Here is a 17377-nt window from a genome sequence, read left to right on the forward strand (position 1 = left end):
AGTCAGCGGGTGCTCGATCTGTCCCAGATCATCAAGGCGTACGACGTCCGGGGGGTCGTCCCGGACCAGTTCAACGAGCCGGTGGCCCGGGCGATCGGCACGGCGTTCATCGAGATGTTGCGGGAGTCCGGCGACGATCCGGACCGGATCGTGGTCGCGCACGACATGCGCGAGTCCGGCCCGGGCCTGACCGCCGCGTTCGCTCGTGGCGTCAACGCGGCCGGGGTCGATGTGATCAACATTGGACTGGCCTCGACGGACCAGCTCTACTACGCCTCCGGTGCGAAACAGCTGCCCGGCGCGATGTTCACCGCCAGCCACAACCCGGCGCAGTACAACGGGATCAAGCTGTGCCGGGCCGGTGCCCGGCCGGTCGGCCAGGACAGTGGCCTGATCGTGGTCCGGGAGCGGGCCCAGCAGCTGCTCGGTGACCTGAACGCGGAGGCCGACGTGCCGCCCCGGGTGGAGCAGCGGGACCTGCTCGGCGATTACGCCGCGCACCTGCGCTCGCTGGTCGACCTGAGCGGCATCCGTCCGCTCAAGGTCATCGTGGACGCCGGCAACGGCATGGGCGGCCACACCATCCCGGCCGTGCTCGGCGACCAGGTGCTTCCCGCGCTGCCGCTGACCATCGTGCCGCTCTTCTTCGAGCTCGACGGTTCGTTCCCGAACCACGAGGCCAACCCGCTGGACCCGAAGAACCTGGTGGACCTGCAGAACGCGGTGCGTAAGCAGGGCGCCGACATCGGCCTGGCGTTCGACGGCGACGCGGACCGCTGTTTCGTGGTGGACGAGAACGGCGACCCGGTCTCGCCGTCCGCGATCACCGCGCTGGTCGCCACCCGTGAGCTGGCCAAGTTCCCCGGCAGCACGGTCATCCACAACCTGATCACGTCGGCTGCGGTGCCGGAGATCATCCTGGAGAGCGGCGGCAAGCCGGTCCGCAGCCGGGTCGGCCACTCGTTCATCAAGGCGGAGATGGCCGAGACCAACGCGGTCTTCGGTGGCGAGCACTCGGCGCACTACTACTTCCGGGACTTCTGGTTCGCCGACACCGGCATGCTCGCCGCGATGCACGTGCTGGCCGCGCTGGGCGAGCAGGACCTGCCGCTCTCCGAGTTCGCCGCGGACTACGAGCGGTACACCGCCTCCGGTGAGATCAACTCCACGGTGGCCGACGCCGCCGCGAAGAGCGCCGAGGTGCGGGCGGCCTTCCCGGACGCCCAGGTGGACGACCTGGACGGTCTGACCTTCTCGTTCGAGGACGGTTCCTGGTTCAACCTGCGGGCCTCCAACACCGAGCCGCTGCTGCGCCTGAACGTGGAAGCACCGGACCCGGCCCGGATGGCGTCGCTCAGGGACGACGTGCTCGCCATCGTTCGCGGATAGGATCGCGGGGACGTGCTTCGGCCGCGAAGCCTTCCCCGCGAAAAGGAGTAGTTAGGTGGCGCTCGATCCGCAGTTGCTGGACATCCTGGCCTGCCCGGACACCCATCACGCGCCCCTCGACTACGACGCCGGCGGTCAGACCCTGACCTGCACGGAGTGTGGCCGGATCTTCGACATCCGGGACGACATCCCGATCCTCCTCCTCGACGAGGCGCGCCTGCCGCAGGGCACCGACACCGAGGAGGGGGCGAACTGATGGTCAACCCACTTGAGGGCCGCGCCGGGGTCAACGGCCACCGGGTCGCCGACGAGTCGCTGCTCAACGACGAGAAGTCGATGCTGGACAACGACCCGGGCGGCATGCTCCGGGCCACCGCCTCGGCCGGCGCCCAGGTCCGCGAGACCGCGGCGCTCGCCGCCGAGGTCGACCTGAGCATGCTCGCCGACGAGGGGCGGCCCCGCGCCGTCGTGGTCGCCGGCATCGGCACCGCCGGGCTGACCGGCAACATCCTGTCCACCGTCGCCGGCCCGCGCTGCCCGGTGCCGATCATCGGGCACCGCAGCGCCGGCATCCCCGGCTGGGTCGGCGCCGCCGACGTGGTGATCGCGGTCTCCGCCTCCGGTCGCAGCCCGGAGGCGCTCGCCGCGGCCGAGGCGGCCTCCCGTCGCGGCGCCCGCCTGGTCGCCATCGGCAACCCCGGCTCCGAACTCGAGGCGATGGCCGAGCGGGCCCGCGCGCCGTTCATCGGTGTGCCGCGCCGTGCCCCGGCCCGCGCCACCCTCTGGGGCCTGGCGATTCCGGTGCTGCTGGCCGGCCGGGCGCTGGGCCTGGTCAAGGTCACCGAGGCGGACATCGCGGAGACCGCGACCCGGCTGGACGCGGACGCCGAGCGCTGCCGCCCCGGCGCCGACTCGTTCGTCAACCCGGCCAAGGCGCTCGCCATGGGGCTGGCCGGCTCGGTGCCGATCGTCTGGGGCTCGTCCCCGCTGGCCACCGTCGCGGCCCGGCGGTTCGCCGACACCCTGGCCGCCAACGCGCGGTACCCGGTGATGGCCGGTGCGCTGGGCGAGGCCGGTCGCGGCCGGGTGGGCCTGCTCGACGGCGTCTTCGGCGGTCTCGCCGAGGGATCCAGGGACATCTTCGCCGACCCGGACGAGGAGCAGGACGCGGCGGTGACCCGGCTGCGCCTGGTGGTCTTCCGGGACGGCGGGCTCAACCCGGAGGACGACGCCGACGAGCCGGTCGCCGTCGAGGAGCGCCGGGCGGACGCCATCCAGACGCTCGCTGATCGACGTGGCGTACGCTGCGACGTGCTTACCGCCGAAGGCGGTTCGACGTTGGAGCGGCTCGCTTCTCTTGTCGCTGTGCCCGACTTCGCGTCGTTGTACCTGGCCCTGGCCCATGGCCTGGACCCGATGGCGGTCCCGGCCATCAGCGAGATGAAGGAGCTGTCCAACCCGATGCCAGAGGGACTTTCGTGAGTGCCGAGGGCGGCACCAAGGCGATCATCGCGGCGCTGAGCGCCAACCTGGGCATCGCGGTCACCAAGTTCGGTGCCTGGGCGCTCACCGGTTCGTCCTCGATGCTCGCCGAGGCGATCCACTCGGTCGCCGACTCCGGTAACCAGTTGCTGCTGCTGATCGGTGGCAAGCGGGCGCAGAAGAAGGCCACCCCGCAGCACCCCTTCGGATACGGCCGGGAGCGCTACGTCTACGCGTTCATCGTGTCCATCGTGCTGTTCAGTGTCGGTGGCCTGTTCGCGCTCTACGAGGGTTACCACAAGATCCAGCACCGGGAGCCGATCGAGGAGTGGAAGTGGGTGCCGGTCGCCGTCCTGGTCGTGGCGATCGCCCTGGAGTCGTACTCCTTCTACACCGCGATCAAGGAGTCCAACCAGCTCCGCGGTAAGACGTCCTGGGTCGACTTCGTGCGCCGGGCGAAGGCGCCGGAGCTGCCGGTGGTGCTGCTGGAGGACGCCGGTGCGCTGGTCGGCCTCGTGCTCGCGCTGTTCGGCGTGGGACTGACCCTGATCACCGGGAACGGGCTCTGGGACGGCATCGGCACGGCGGCGATCGGAATCCTGCTGGTGGCGATCGCGGCCGTCCTGGCGGTGGAGACCAAGAGCCTGCTGATCGGTGAGGGTGCCGGCCCCGAGTCGGTCGCCAAGATCGAGCAGGCGGTGCTGGCCGGTGACGGCATCGAGCGGATCATCCACATGAAGACGCTGCACCTCGGTCCCGAGGAGTTGCTCGTCGCCATGAAGATCGCGGTGTCGAAGGGTGATCGTGCCGAGGACGTGGCCCGGCACATCGACGAGACCGAGGTGCGGATCCGGGAGGCGGTTCCGATCGCCCGGGTGATCTACATCGAGCCGGACATCTATCGGGCGCGTAAGAACGCTGACGACGCCGTGACGTCGGCGCCACCCGTGACCGCCTGACAACTGCTAATTTGCCGGGTATGACCGTGTACCCGCTGACCGGAGTGATCCGGCCGTACGCCTGGGGATCCCGGACCGCGATCGCCGAGCTGCAGGGCCGCCCCACCCCCACCGAGGGGCCGGAGGCGGAGCTGTGGCTCGGCGCGCATCCGGGTGATCCGTCCACCGTGCCGGGCCCGGACGGGCCGGTTACCCTCACGACCCTGATCGACGGCGACCCGGCCGGCCAGCTCGGCGCCGGCGTCGCGGAACGCTTCGGGCCCCGCCTGCCGTACCTGATGAAGGTGCTGGCCGCGGGCGCCCCGCTCTCGCTGCAAGCGCATCCCGACCTGAAGTACGCCGCCGAGGCGTTCGCCCGGCAGGAGGCCGATCCGGCCCTGCCGAAGAACTACACGGACGCCAACCACAAGCCGGAGATGCTGGTCGCGCTCACCCCGTTCGACGCGCTCTGCGGTTTCCGTCCCACCGCGGTCTCCGCGCTCGTGCTCGCCGGGCTCGGCCTTTCCGAGTTGGAGCCGGTGGTCGCCGTGCTGCGGGAGGGTGACCTCTCCGAGGCGGTCCGGCTCCTGCTCAGCTGGCCGGCCGAGGACCGCCCGGCGCTGATCGACGCGGTGGTGGCCGCGGCCTCGGCCGCCGGGGAGTCGCATCCGCACGCCGAGTCGTACCGGCTCGCCGTCGACCTGGCCGCGCACTATCCCGGCGACCCCGGGGTGCTGGTCGCGCTCCTGCTGAACCTGGTGCATCTGGCACCCGGCGAGGCGATCTGGATGCCGGCCGGCAACCTGCACGCGTACCTGCGCGGCCTGGGTGTCGAGCTGATGGCGGCCAGCGACAACGTGTTGCGCGGCGGGCTCACCCCGAAGCGGGTCGACGTGGGGGAGCTGCTCAAGGTCCTGCGCTTCGAGACGCTTGACGATCCGTTGCTGCACGGCGCCGAGGCCGGGCCGGGCGTGACCGCCTGGCGGGTTCCGGTGCGGGACTTCGAGCTGTACCGGATCGAGCTCACCGAGAGCCGCCCGCCGGTGCGGCTGCCGGGCAGCGGGCCCCGGATCATCCTGGGGGTGGCCGGGGACGTGCATGTCGGTGCGGAGCACGGGATTCCGGTGACGCTGTCGCCGGGCACCGCGGCGTACGGCCCGGCTGCGGCCGGGCCGCTGACCGCCGCCGGGGTCGGTACGGTCTTCGTCGCCGCCGTCCCCGGCTGAGTCCCGTCCGGGGGCCTGCACGCGGGCGGGGCGGGGGTGCCCGGTCAAGCCGGCCGGGCTGACCGTTTCGTGCGTCGCCGATGCGGATCGAGGGGCTCGCCGGGCCCTTCGGTCGGATCGGGCCGTGTCGGTTGTCACTGTTCCCGGCACTAAGTGCCCGAAATTTCGCCAAATGCCTTGACATGGCATGTGCGGAGTGTGAATCTATAACCACGCAGCGTCATTGGTGATCGGGGGGTCCCACGGGCGCGCGCGGTACCAAACCGGGGGGATGAACGGGGTGGTGGGCTTCGGCTCGCCGCCCCGTTCGCTATCTCGAACGCCGCGGTCGATTGTTCTACCTCCGGATGTTCTCCGGAAATCGCTCAAACCCCGGCGCCGGTGATGAATCGTCATTCTCGCCACACCGACGCGCCCGGCCGACTAGTCACCTGTATGGATGACCGGCGGACCGGCTGATCCACCCGGCCGCCGCCCGGCACCACCCGAACCGGATTCGGGCCCGCGCAAGCCGTCAAGACCCGCATGCCAGGCATCTCACCTGCGCATTCTCGCGGCAGAGCCGACGGCCGGAAGCGCCGGGCAACCGCCGTCACCGTCGCGGAAACACATCGCCGCACCGAAGGGCCGGAACGGACAAGTCGCACGCTCTTGTTTCCGATCGCGACTGCAAGTTGCAGTAGGCCATTGATGCGCCGATATGGTGACTCCGTGGCGAGGCCGACATCGACAGCGCGCCGGGAACTCGGCGGTGAATTGCGCCGGCTCCGTGGCGAGCGCCGGGCGGTGGACGTGGCCACCGCGCTGGGCTGGTCGGAGTCGAAGCTGAGCCGGATCGAGACGGCGCACACGGGGATCACCGAGGCGGACCTGGACCGTCTGCTCACCCTTTACGGGGTTCGCGTCGAGGATCGCGGCCGCCTGCGTGACCTGGCCCGCCACGGCCGGGCCCGGGCGTGGTGGACGTCGTACCGCTCGTTCGTCACGGATCCGTACGACGAGTATCTCGCCCTGGAGGGCGAGGCGATCTCGATCTCGCAGTGGGAGGCGCAGGTCATGCCGGGCCTGCTGCAGACCAGCGAGTATGCCCGCGCGGTGATCGAGACCGGTGCCGACGTCGAGGACAGCGAGGTGATCCAGCGCCGGGTCAACGTGCGGATGGACCGCCAGCGGGTCTTCACCCGGGAGCCCCCGGCGACGCTGCGGGTCGTCCTGGACGAGGGTGTCCTGCTGCGCGAGGTGGGCGGCCGGGAAGTGCTGATCCGGCAGTTGACCCGGCTGCACGAGGCCACCATGCGGCCCGGCGTCGAGGTGCTGATCCTGCCGTTCGAGGCCGGCGCGCACGCCGGTCTGACCGAATCGTTCCTGGTGCTGGAGTTCCCGAACGGGACCCGTAACCCGGTCGTGCACTCGGAAGGGCTCACCGGTGGTCACTTCCGGGTGAAGCAGGAGGAGACCGACGTCTATCGCGATGCCTTTGATGACCTGCGCGAACGCGCTTTGCCGAAAGAAGAGAGCCGAACGGTCATCGCTGAAACGAGGGATCGTCTCGCTCGTTGAGCGCCTGCGGTGAGGTCCAATGGAGATGCAATTTCCATGGAAGGGGAGAAACCATCATGCAGGACGCCACGATCACTTGGCGTAAGAGCAGCCGGAGTGGCGCTGCGGGACATTGTGTCGAGGTCGCCAACACCTCGGCAGCGGTTCTGGTGCGCGACTCCAAGGACGCCACCGGACCGGTGCTCAGCTTCGACACGCCGGACTGGACCGGTTTCCTTGCCGGAATCCGTGCGGGAGAGTTCGACCGGCCCGGCGCGTAACAACAGAACCATCAATTCGCGCGCCACGGGCGGTCCCGGACCGGGACCGCCCGTTTTCCTGCCCTCACCGGGGTTTTTCGGCCCTCGTACCTTCTGGGAGAGTGGGCTTTTCGCGTAGGCTGCCGGGCAAGATCGCCCCCCGGGTAGCGCGGGGGCCGGGAGGACAGTGCAATATTGGACCGCATGAGAGCCCGGGTACTGGTCGTCGACGACGATCCCGCGTTGGCCGAGATGCTCGGCATCGTCCTGCGCAGTGAGGGATTCCTGCCCTCGTTCGTGGCTGATGGTGAACGCGCGCTCGCCGCTTTCCGGGAGAGCCGCCCGGACATCGTCCTGCTGGACCTGATGCTTCCCGGGATGAGTGGCATAGACGTCGCGCGCGCCATTCGCGCCGAGTCGGGCATCCCGATCGTCATGCTCACCGCGAAGAGCGACACCGTGGACGTGGTGCTCGGCCTGGAGTCCGGCGCCGACGACTACGTGGTGAAGCCGTTCAAGCCCAAGGAGTTGGTCGCCCGGATGCGGGCCCGGCTGCGCCGGGGCGAGGACGCCGCTCCCGAGATGCTCACCATCGGGCCGCCCGGCAACCAGATCACCATCGACGTGCCGGCGCACACCGTGTCCCGGGACGGCGAGGAGGTCAAGCTCACCCCGCTCGAGTTCGACCTGCTGGTGGCCCTGGCCCGCAAGCCGCGCCAGGTCTTCACCCGCGAGGTGCTGCTGGAGCAGGTCTGGGGTTACCGGCACGCGGCGGACACCCGGTTGGTCAACGTGCACGTGCAACGACTGCGCGCGAAGATCGAGCCGGACCCGGAGCGGCCGGAGATCATCCTGACGGTTCGCGGTGTCGGCTACAAGGCGGGCACCGGCTGATCGGCACGAGCGGCTAACCTTGCCGCGTTATGCGCGCTCCGGCCTGGCTTCCTCAACCCGTGCGCCGCGTCCTTCGGGTGGCGCGGCGCTCCTGGCGCGTGGTCGCGCTCCGGCTGGAGAACTACACGGCGCCGGTGCGCCGCTCCTGGCGGCGCTCGCTCCAGGTCCGGGTCGTCACCCTCACCCTGGTCGCCTCCAGCCTGCTGGTCGGCACCTTCGGCTGGTTCATCGCGTACCAGAGCGCCGACATCCTGCTGAACCGGGCGAAGGACGAGGTCTCGGCCTCCCTGCAGCGCAAGGTGCGGTATGCGTCCCAGCAGCTCACCGTCCATCCGCAGGCGTATGACCCGGAGCTCCCGGCCACCATCCGGGAGACCGTCGACGAGTTGTACGACGGCGATCAGGCCGGCGACACCGGCACGGTGGTGTCGATCCGTGCCGAGCAGTACCCGGAGATCGAGCCGCAGAGCGTGCCGCCGGTCGACACCGACCAGCTGATCAGCCCGGCGCTGATCCAGGCGGTCGCCGGCAACGGCCAGGTGGCCCACCAGATCCGGACCGTCGAGATCGACGGCCGGATGATGAAGTACCTGGTCTACGGCTCCCCGGTGTCGTCGAAATTCGGGCATGTCGAGCTCTACTACGCCGTCCCGCTGACCACCGAGGACGACGCCGCCGACCAGATCCGGACCACCGTGCTGATCACCGGTCTGGCCCTGGTGATCCTGCTGGGCGTGGTGGCCGGCCTGGTCACCCGGCTGGTGGTGACCCCGGTGCGGGCGGCCGCGCGGACCGCTCAGCGACTCTCGGCCGGCCTGCTGGACCAGCGGATGAAGGTGGACGGCGAGGACGACCTGGCGCTGCTCGCGGCCGCGTTCAACCAGATGGCGGCGAACCTGCAGCGGCAGATCGTCCGGCTGGAGGAGATGTCCCGGCTGCAGCGGCGGTTCACCTCGGACGTGTCGCACGAGCTGCGCACCCCGCTGACCACGGTCCGGATGGCCGCCGACCTGATCTTCTCGGAACGTGACGAGTTCGACCCGGCCGTGGCGCGCAGCGCCGAGCTGCTCCAGGCCGAGCTGGACCGGTTCGAGGGCCTGCTCACCGACCTGCTGGAGATCAGCCGCTTCGACGCCGGTTTCGCCGCGCTGGACTCCGAGCACACCGACCTGGTCCCGATCGTGCAGCGGGTCGCCGAGCGGCTCGCCGGGCTGGCCGAGCGGGTCGGTGTCGAGCTGGAGCTGGACCTGCCCGACTCGCCGGTGATCGCCGAGGTGGACCCGCGCCGGGTCGAGCGGGTGCTGCGCAACCTGGTCGGCAACGCGGTCGAGCACGGCGAGGCCAAGCCGGTGGTGATCACCATGGCCACCGATGACGCCGCGGTCGCGATCACCGTCCGCGACCATGGCATCGGCCTAAAATCAGGCGAGGAACGTCTGGTCTTCAACCGGTTCTGGCGGGCCGACCCGTCCCGGGCCAGGCAGACCGGGGGCACCGGCCTGGGGCTGTCGATCAGCGCGGAGGATGCCCGCCTGCACGGCGGCTGGCTGGAGGCCTGGGGCGCGCCCGGCGAGGGCGCCCAGTTCCGGCTCACCCTGCCGATCCGGGCCGGAGACCGCCTGGTCGCCGCCCCGCTGCCGCTGATTCCCCGGGACCGTACGGCGGAGGTGACCTGATGCAGCGACGGAACACCGGTCCGGTCCTGTTGCCGGTGGTCGTGGCGCTGGTGGCGCTGCTGACCGGCGCCTGCGGGATTCCCGACGAGACCGGCGTGACCGTGGTCGGCGCCGGTCCGTCGACCGGGATCAGCTCCGTCGGGGACGGCGGCAAAACCAAGGTCACCCGGCAGGAGGCCGGCAACGACCGTGCCCAGTTCGTGGAGAACTACCTGAAAGCCGCGGCCGGCGACCTGGACACCGCGGCCGAACGGATGCGCGGTTTCATGACGAAGGACGTGGCGAAAGGCTTCAAACCAACCTCCGCCGACGTACGGGTGGTCCGGCTGGTGGCGGATCCGCTGGTCACTCGGGGTAACGACGTCGTGAAGCTGACCTACGAACAGGTCGGGACCCTGGACAAGTTCGGCCTGCTCGAGCCGGCCACCGAGGCCGGTCCGATCACCTCCGAGGTGCGGGTGAGCTCGGTCGACGGCGAGCCCGGGCTCTTCGTCACGGAGGCCCCCCCGGTGCTGCTGCTGAGCGACGTCGGCCTGGAGAGCTCCTACGATGAGCAGACCATCTACTTCTGGAACACCGACTACTCCGGCCTGGTTCCGGACGTGCGTTACATGCCGAAAGCGGTGCCGGTCGAGCAGCGGCCGACCATGATCATCAACTGGCTGGCGAACGGTCCCGCGCCCTGGCTGTCGGTCTCCGACCTGTTGGACGGCTTCGGGCTGATCGGCAAGGTCCCGGCGATCAGTGACAACAAGCTCCAGATCACGTTGACCGCGCAGTCTCTGCCGGCGACCGACGCCGCGGTGGCGCAGGAACGGCTGCGGCAGCAGTTGCAGTGGTCGTTGCGGCCGCTGCTGCCCGCCGCGGCCGAGCTGGACTTGAAGATCGGCTTCGACGTCCGTTCGTACACCGGTGAGGACTACCTGGGCAGCAATCCGGCATATCGGTTGGTCGACGACCCGGAGTGGTTCGTGGTCTTCGACGGCAAGATCCGCCGGCACACCGGATCGGCCAGCGCCGCCCCGGTTCCGGTGCTGAAGCCGGAGGAGAACAAGGACGTCCGGCTCGCCGCGATGAGCACCTCGCGCCGGTACACCTTCGCGGCCGTGGTGACCCGGACCGGTAAGACCGACGCGTTGCGGGTCGCCGCCGCCCCGACCGGGTCGCAGGCCCCGCTGCAGACCGTCAGCGGCCTGCCCAGCCCGCTCGGTAAGCCGACGTGGGCGGTCACCAAGGACGACTCGGAGGCGGGCGCGGTCGGTCTGATCACCGCGAACGGCAACCTCTACTCGTTCTCCACCAAGAAGGGCACGGCGCGGCAGATCCCGTGGACCGGCCCGGGTAACAAGATCACCGCGGTCGCGGTGGCGCCGGACGGCCGCCGGGTAGCCCTGGTGGTGGACAACAAGCTGTACCGCGCGGCGCTCAACACCGGCGGGGACACGCCGGCGCTCGGCACCCCGCAGCAGATCCGGCCGGCCAGCCTGAGTGATGTGACCGCGGTCGCCTTCAGCAGCGAGAGCCGGCTGACCGTGGCCGGCCCGCGGATCGACGACAACCGGGTGACGGTCGTGGACGTGTCGATCGACGGCGCGCTGAAGGAGTCCGACCGGCTGCGCAGCGAACTCAAGGGCAAATCGGTGGAGTCGCTCAGCGTCTACCCCGCCAACCCGACGGCGTCGAATGGCTCGGACTCGGTCTGCTACTCCGCCGACGGCAAAGCCTGGAACGTGCTCTACACGGTGAGTCAGATCGGCGTGGACAAGCTTGCCGGGCAGTTCCCCAACCCGTTGCCGGACAAGGTGCCGACCTTCTCCTTCTACCTGGAATGACCGGCGTTCTCGGGGAGCTGGCGGACCTCGTTCTGCCGAGCGCCTGTGTGGGCTGTGGCGCCGGGCGCACCCGGCTGCGCAACGGTGCCTGCCCGGCCTGCGTGGCGGAGCTGGAGGGCCTGCGGCCGTACCGTGCCTCCCCCAGTCCGCCCCCGCCCGGATTCCCGCCCTGTGTGGCCGTCGGTCCGTACGCCGGAGCGTTGCGCGGCGCCCTGCTGGCGTACAAGGAGAAGGGTCGTCATCGGCTCGCCGAACCGCTCGGCGCGCTGCTCGCCGGCGCTGTCGCCGCGGTCGCGCCCCGCGACCGCCCGGTGCTGATCGTCCCGGTCCCGTCCACCCGGGCGGCCCGCTGGGAACGCTACGGCGACCACATGTCCCGGCTGACCACCCACGCCGTCCGCCGGCTGCGCGCCGCCGGCTGGCCGGCCCGGGTCGAGCAACCGTTGCGTGCGCTGCCCAAGCCTGACTCCACGTCACTGGATGCCGCCGGAAGGTCTACCGCGGCTGTCAATTCCCTGCGAATCAATCGCGCCCGAATCGGCAATCTGCGGCGCGGCGGCGCGATGCGAGGCACGCTGGTGGTAGCTGACGACATCGTCACCACCGGGGCCACGTTGGCTGCGGCGGTACGTCGTCTAGAGGAGGCGGACATGCAGGTCACGGGTGCCGCAGTACTGGCAGCGACACAACTCCGCCGAAACTGTCCGGGCATTTGACTGCAGTCAAGCCCAGGTCCGCCGATAGAGGCGAAGGTCAGCCATCCGGTATCCCCAACGAGGGGTGACTCGCAGGGATCGGCGGGTTAGCGTCTAGGTGACGAGGGTAGGGTCATCAACTTACCCGCCAGCCCCTGGGCAGCCGGGAACAGCGCTTCTCGCCGTACCGGAAAGGAGCCGTCTCACTTTTGCCGCAGCGCTCTGTTCGAGACGCGCGGCGTCCTTCTCAAGCAACACGATGCGCCGGTTATCGGTGCCCCATGATCAACACGTTGGGGGAGGTCACGAGTGGACATTGTCGTCAAGGGCCGCAACGTAGAGGTTCCCGACCACTATCGAGAGCACGTCGCCGACAAGCTGAGCAAGGTCGAACGCTATGACCAGAAGCTGATGCGGGTGGACGTGGAGTTGTTCCACGAACGGAACCCGCGCCAGTCGGACACCTGCCAGCGCGTCGAGATCACGGTCCACACCAAAGGTCCCGTGATCCGTGCTGAGGCTCAGGCACAGGATTTCTACGCAGCTCTGGACTGCGCTATCAACAAATTGGACGCCCGGTTGCGCCGTTCCGCCGACCGACGCCGCGTCCACCGCGGACGGCACGCGCCGGTCTCGGTCGCAGCCGCTACCGCGAACCTTCCCACGGACCTGACCAGGGGTGGCACCGCGACGCTGACCGCCGAGCCAGAGGTCGACGAGCTGTCCGAGCACGACGACGGCCAGCCGTGGCGCATCGTCCGTGAGAAGGAGCACTCCGGCGAGCCGATGACCGTCGACGACGCGCTCTTCCAGATGGAACTCGTCGGGCACGACTTCTATCTGTTCCACGACAAGGAGAGCGGTCGTCCCAGCGTCGTCTATCGCCGTCGAGGCTACGACTACGGGATTCTCAGCCTGGCTGGGTGAGTTCCGCGCCGGAGGCCTGCGCCAGCAGGTCTTCGGCGAACAGAACGAATTGGACGTCGTCGTGGCGGGTGCCGGCCAGGCCGGGTAACCGGGAGCGCAGGTACGCCTCCCGCTGGAAACCGGCCTTCTCCAGCACCCGTTGCGACCCGACATTCTCCGGGAGCGCGCCGGCGATCAGCCGGACGACGCCGGTCTCCGCGAACACCCACAGCGCCAGGAGTTTCGCGGCCTGGGTGACCAGGCCACGCCTGCGGAACTCGGGCAGCATGCTGTAGCCGATCATCGCCTGCCCGGTGCGCGGTTCCTGGTAGTACAGCGAGATCTCGCCGGCCGGCGCGCCGCTCGCGGCGTCCACCACGACCAGGTCGGCCCGGTTGCCGGCCAGCCAGTGCGCCGCCGCCCAGCCGCACCGGCGGCGCACCTCGTCCGGCGTCGGCGGCACCGGAGGCACGCTGCTCGCCACCACGTCCGGATAACCGTGCAGCTCGGCGTAGAACGCCACGTCGTCCTCGCCGAGCGGGCGCAGCGTCACCGCGCCGTCGGTCAGCTCGCCGCCGGGCAGGTCGGGCAGGAGCCGCTCGGCCGGCTCGCCGGGGTCGTCGGCCAGCCGGGAGTAGATCAGCACGTCGTCGCGCCCGCCGGCCAGGTTCGGCAGCGCGCCGCGCCGCTCGCCCTCGCGGGTGTAACCGGCCGCCAGCGCGACCCGCTGCGCCACCGGGTTGTCCTGGTGGATCAACAGCTCCAGGCGCTGCAGCCGGGGCACGCCGGGCGCACCGGCGAAGACCCGCTCGCTCAGGACGCGCAGCGCGGTGGTCGCGAGCCGGCGTCGCCGCGCGTGCGGCCCGACCCAGAAGCGGGCCTCGGCGGAGCCCCGGCCGGGCAGCAGGTGGTCCAGCTCGAGGCCGCCGACCGGGTCGTCGGCCTCGCCGTCGAGGATGACGTACGAATATGCGCTGGTCGTGGCCGGGAGGCAGGGCAGGAACCGGCGGCCGAGCGGATCGTCGCGGGTCGCGGCGAAGGCTGCTTCGTCCCGCGGGTTGAGGGCGCGCAGACGTAGCCCGTTGTGATCGTCCACCGGGACATCCTTTCTCAGACTCGCCCGGGCACCAAACACCTTCCAAACGGTCAGGCACTGCGCTCTCAGCGAACTTCGTGACCCGTTTAGTACCTTTTGTGAGGTTGTCGGGAGGCTCGGGTCACAGCCTTCGGAAGAAGGTGCCTACGATGGTTCGGCAGACTGTCTAGGGGAGCGCTGACCCGTGTCGATATTGGAAAAGATCCTCCGTGCTGGCGAAGGCCGCATGGTGCGCCGGCTCAAGGCGATCGCAGACGCGGTCAACTCGATCGAGGATGACTACGTCGACCTCACCGACGACGAGTTGCGTGAGTGCACCGAGCAGTTCAAGCAGCGGTATCAGGACGGCGAGTCCCTCGACTCGCTGCTCCCGGAGGCGTTCGCGGTCGCCCGCGAGGGCGCCAAACGCGTGCTCGGCCAGCGGGCGTACGAGGTCCAGCTGATGGGTGGCGCCGCGCTGCACTTCGGCAACATCCCGGAGATGAAGACCGGTGAGGGCAAGACCCTGACCGGTGTGTTCCCGGCCTACCTCAACGCGTTGAGCGGCGACGGCGTGCACATCATCACCGTCAACGACTACCTGGCCCAGCGGGACGCCGAGTGGGTCGGACGGGTGCACGTCTTCCTCGGCCTGACCGTCGGCGTCATCCTGCCGAACCGGCCGGCCGCCGAGCACCGCGCGGCCTACCAGTGCGACATCACGTACGGCACGAACAACGAGTTCGGCTTCGACTACCTGCGCGACAATATGGCGTGGTCGAGGGACGAACTGGTGCAGCGTGGCCACAACTTCGCGATCGTCGACGAGGTGGACTCGATCCTCATCGACGAGGCCCGGACCCCGCTGATCATCTCCGGCCCGGCCGAGCACTCCCAGCGGTGGTACGGCGAGTTCGCCGCCATCGTCAAGCGGCTCGAGAAGGGCAAGGACGGCTCGGGCGACTACGAGGTCGACGAGGCCAAGCGGACCGTCGCGATCACCGAGCGCGGTGTCTCCCGGGTCGAGGACCGGATCGGCATCGACAACCTGTACGAGTCGGTGAACACCCCGCTGGTCGGCTACCTGAACAACGCCATCCGGGCCAAGGAGCTGTACAAGCGCGACAAGGACTACATCGTCAGCCCCGAGGGCGAGGTCCTGATCGTCGACGAGTTCACCGGCCGCATCCTGCACGGCCGTCGCTACAACGAGGGCATGCACCAGGCCATCGAGGCGAAGGAGGGGGTGGAGGTCAAGCAGGAGAACCAGACCCTGGCGACCGTCACCCTGCAGAACTACTTCCGCCTCTACAGCAAGCTCGGCGGCATGACCGGTACCGCGCAGACCGAGGCCGGCGAGTTCAACAGCGTCTACAAGGTCGGCGTCGTGAGCATCCCGACGCACCGCCCGATGATCCGCCTCGACCACCCGGACGTCATCTACAAGACCGAGAAGGCCAAGTTCAGCGCGGTCATCGAGGACATCGCCGAGCGGCACGCCACCGGCCAGCCGGTCCTGGTCGGCACGGTCTCGGTGGAGAACTCGGAGATCCTCTCCACCCTGCTGCGCCGCCGCGGCATCCCGCACAGCGTGCTGAACGCGAAGTTCCACGCGCAGGAAGCCACGATCATCGCGCAGGCCGGCCGCAAGGGCGGGGTCACGGTGGCCACCAACATGGCCGGCCGTGGCACCGACATCCTGCTCGGCGGTAACCCGGACTTCCTCGCCGCGCAGGAGCTGACCCAGCGCGGGCTCGACCCGGCGGAGAACCCGGAGGAGTACGCGAAGGCCCTCGAAGAGATCCTCCCGCAGGTCAAGGAGGCCTGCGAGGCGGAGCAGGCCGAGGTGCAGGCGGCCGGCGGGCTCTACGTGCTGGGCACCGAGCGGCACGACTCCCGCCGGATCGACAACCAGCTCCGCGGCCGTTCCGGCCGGCAGGGCGACCCGGGTGAGTCCCGGTTCTACCTGTCGCTGCAGGACGACCTGATGAAGCGGTTCCGGGCCGGCGCGGTCGAGGCCGTCATGGAGCGGTTCAACATCCCCGAGGATGTGCCGATCGAGTCCAAGATGGTGACGCGGCAGATCCGCAGCGCGCAGACCCAGATCGAGGCGCAGAACGCCGAGATCCGGAAGAACGTGCTGAAGTACGACGAGGTCATGAACAAGCAGCGTCAGGTCGTCTACGCCGAGCGCAAGCGCGTGCTCGACGGCGAGGACATGCACGAGCAGGTCACTCACATGATCGACGACGTGATCGCCGACGTCGTCACCGCGGCCACCGCCGACGGGTACGCGGAGGACTGGGACCTCGAGCAGCTCTGGACCAACCTGCGGCGGCTCTTCCCGGTCACCCTCACCATCGAGGACGTGATCGAGGAGTCCGGCGGCGAGCGCAACGCGATCGACCAGGAGTTCCTGATCGAGCAGCTCAAGCAGGACGCGCAGGCGGCGTACAAGGTCCGCGAGGAAGAGCTCGGCGCCGAGGCGGTGCGTGAGCTGGAGCGGCAGGTGCTGCTCTCGGTGATCGACCGGAAGTGGCGCGAGCACCTCTACGAGATGGACTACCTGCAGGAGGGCATCAGCCTGCGGGCGTACGCGCAGCGCGACCCGGTGGTCGAGTACCAGCGCGAGGGCTTCGACATGTTCCACCAGATGATGGACGGCATCAAGGAGGAGGCCGTCGGCTTCGTCTTCAACCTCGAGGTGCAGGTCGAGGAGCAGCCCAGCATCACGGTCGACCCCTCGCAGGCGTTCGAACTGCCCAAGGTCGGCGGCGACGTCGTGCCGGACGACGAGCCGCACGAGCACGTCGAGGTGCGCGCCAAGGGGCTCGGCGGCGGCAACCGCCCGCAGAACCTCCAGTACACCGCCCCGGAGATCGACGGCGAGGCGGGCGGCGGCCGTCCGGTGATCCAGCACCAGCAGTCGGAGGTGCCGGCCGCGTTCGGGCCCGGTGGCTCCCCGGTCCCGGCCAGCCCGGCCCACACCAGCGCGGGTCGTCACGCGGCCCCGCAGTCCGATTCGAACGGCCCGTCCCGCAACGCCCCGTGCTACTGCGGCTCCGGCAAGAAGTACAAGCGCTGCCACGGCGCCCCCGGCGGGGCTGCCTGACCCGGCCTCCAACGGACGGCCCGCGCACCGGTTCCCGGTACGCGGGCCGTTCCGCGTTGAGCGGCCCGGCAACTTGGCGGGTCCGCGCATATCGCCCGGGTGTTCCGTATTCAGTGGCCCGGATCTGGCGGGTCCGTGCATGTCGGGCGGGTGTTTCGTGTTCGGGGGCCGGGTCTCGGCGGGTCTGCGGGCTGCGCTCGATGCGCGGAGTGTTCCGCGTTGAGTGGGCCGGATCTGGCGGGTCCGTGCATGTCGCGCGGTCACGTCCATGGGCGTGGTGTAAGAGTCGGCCATCGCTGATCCGTGTGGGTTGATGCTATGCGGCGATCTCGGCGGGTTCGGCTGCTTCGGTG

13 protein-coding genes and 2 pseudogenes are annotated in these 17377 nt (G+C 69.7%); 14 read left to right on the forward strand and 1 reads right to left on the reverse strand.

The genetic code is table 11. From position 1 onward, the window contains the following. Positions 1–9: 9 nt before the first annotated feature. The 12 genes from CHC09_RS12315 to hpf all read left to right on the forward strand — a co-directional run bounded on the left by CHC09_RS12315 (position 10) and on the right by hpf (position 12858). A complete protein-coding gene (locus CHC09_RS12315) occupies positions 10–1389 on the forward strand; it encodes a phosphomannomutase/phosphoglucomutase (RefSeq protein ID WP_089293155.1) in 1380 nt (459 codons plus the stop codon). A gap of 55 nt (positions 1390–1444) precedes the next feature. Continuing rightward, positions 1445–1645, forward strand: coding sequence for a Trm112 family protein (locus CHC09_RS12320; RefSeq protein WP_089293156.1), 201 nt, complete (start codon positions 1445–1447; stop codon positions 1643–1645). Beyond that, positions 1645–2871: an SIS domain-containing protein gene (locus CHC09_RS12325; RefSeq protein WP_089293157.1), complete on the forward strand. Its 1227-nt coding sequence runs from the start codon at positions 1645–1647 to the stop codon at positions 2869–2871. Before CHC09_RS12320 ends, CHC09_RS12325 begins: the two co-directional genes overlap by 1 nt. Further along, positions 2868–3830: a cation diffusion facilitator family transporter gene (locus CHC09_RS12330; protein ID WP_089293158.1), complete on the forward strand. Its 963-nt coding sequence runs from the start codon at positions 2868–2870 to the stop codon at positions 3828–3830. Before CHC09_RS12325 ends, CHC09_RS12330 begins: the two co-directional genes overlap by 4 nt. Before the next feature lie 20 nt (positions 3831–3850). Then, entirely contained in the window at positions 3851–5035 is a 1185-nt protein-coding gene (manA, locus tag CHC09_RS12335) for a mannose-6-phosphate isomerase, class I (protein ID WP_373871996.1), read from the forward strand. A 711-nt stretch (positions 5036–5746) separates the two neighbouring features. Next, entirely contained in the window at positions 5747–6595 is an 849-nt protein-coding gene (locus CHC09_RS12340) for a helix-turn-helix domain-containing protein (RefSeq protein WP_089293159.1), read from the forward strand. Positions 6596–6651: 56 nt separating this feature from the next. Further along, positions 6652–6855, forward strand: a complete 204-nt coding sequence (locus CHC09_RS12345; RefSeq protein WP_089293160.1) for a DUF397 domain-containing protein — start codon at positions 6652–6654, stop codon at positions 6853–6855. Positions 6856–7038: 183 nt separating this feature from the next. Then, positions 7039–7728, forward strand: a complete 690-nt coding sequence (mtrA, locus tag CHC09_RS12350) for an MtrAB system response regulator MtrA (protein WP_089293161.1) — start codon at positions 7039–7041, stop codon at positions 7726–7728. 29 nt (positions 7729–7757) lie between these two features. Beyond that, a complete protein-coding gene (mtrB, locus tag CHC09_RS12355) occupies positions 7758–9404 on the forward strand; it encodes an MtrAB system histidine kinase MtrB (RefSeq protein WP_239138736.1) in 1647 nt (548 codons plus the stop codon). Continuing rightward, positions 9404–11236: an LpqB family beta-propeller domain-containing protein gene (locus CHC09_RS12360; protein WP_089293162.1), complete on the forward strand. Its 1833-nt coding sequence runs from the start codon at positions 9404–9406 to the stop codon at positions 11234–11236. Before mtrB ends, CHC09_RS12360 begins: the two co-directional genes overlap by 1 nt. Beyond that, the gene (locus tag CHC09_RS12365; RefSeq protein WP_089293163.1) at positions 11233–11952 is read left to right on the forward strand and encodes a ComF family protein; all 720 of its coding nucleotides are present in this window, start codon (positions 11233–11235) and stop codon (positions 11950–11952) included. Before CHC09_RS12360 ends, CHC09_RS12365 begins: the two co-directional genes overlap by 4 nt. 288 nt (positions 11953–12240) lie before the next feature. Next, on the forward strand, positions 12241–12858 hold the full coding sequence (gene hpf / locus CHC09_RS12370; protein WP_089293164.1) for a ribosome hibernation-promoting factor, HPF/YfiA family: 618 nt from the start codon (positions 12241–12243) through the stop codon (positions 12856–12858). Here hpf and CHC09_RS12375 read toward each other — a convergent pair. Further along, positions 12842–13933, reverse strand: a complete 1092-nt coding sequence (locus CHC09_RS12375) for a GNAT family N-acetyltransferase (protein ID WP_089293165.1) — start codon at positions 13931–13933, stop codon at positions 12842–12844. The two genes, hpf and CHC09_RS12375, sit on opposite strands and share 17 nt — an antisense overlap. Before the next feature lie 184 nt (positions 13934–14117). Between CHC09_RS12375 and secA the strand changes: the two are divergent. Together secA and CHC09_RS49020 are read left to right on the forward strand one after the other, a co-directional pair. Next, positions 14118–16805: pseudogene (secA, locus tag CHC09_RS12380) on the forward strand (preprotein translocase subunit SecA); the annotation flags it as partial. A gap of 129 nt (positions 16806–16934) precedes the next feature. Continuing rightward, positions 16935–17024 (forward strand): annotated as a pseudogene (locus tag CHC09_RS49020) (SEC-C metal-binding domain-containing protein); the annotation flags it as partial. Positions 17025–17377 lie beyond the last annotated feature (353 nt).

Origin of the sequence: Actinoplanes regularis (assembly GCF_900188005.1) — a bacterium.
In the GTDB taxonomy this organism is placed as follows: Bacteria; Actinomycetota; Actinomycetes; order Mycobacteriales; family Micromonosporaceae; genus Actinoplanes; species Actinoplanes regularis.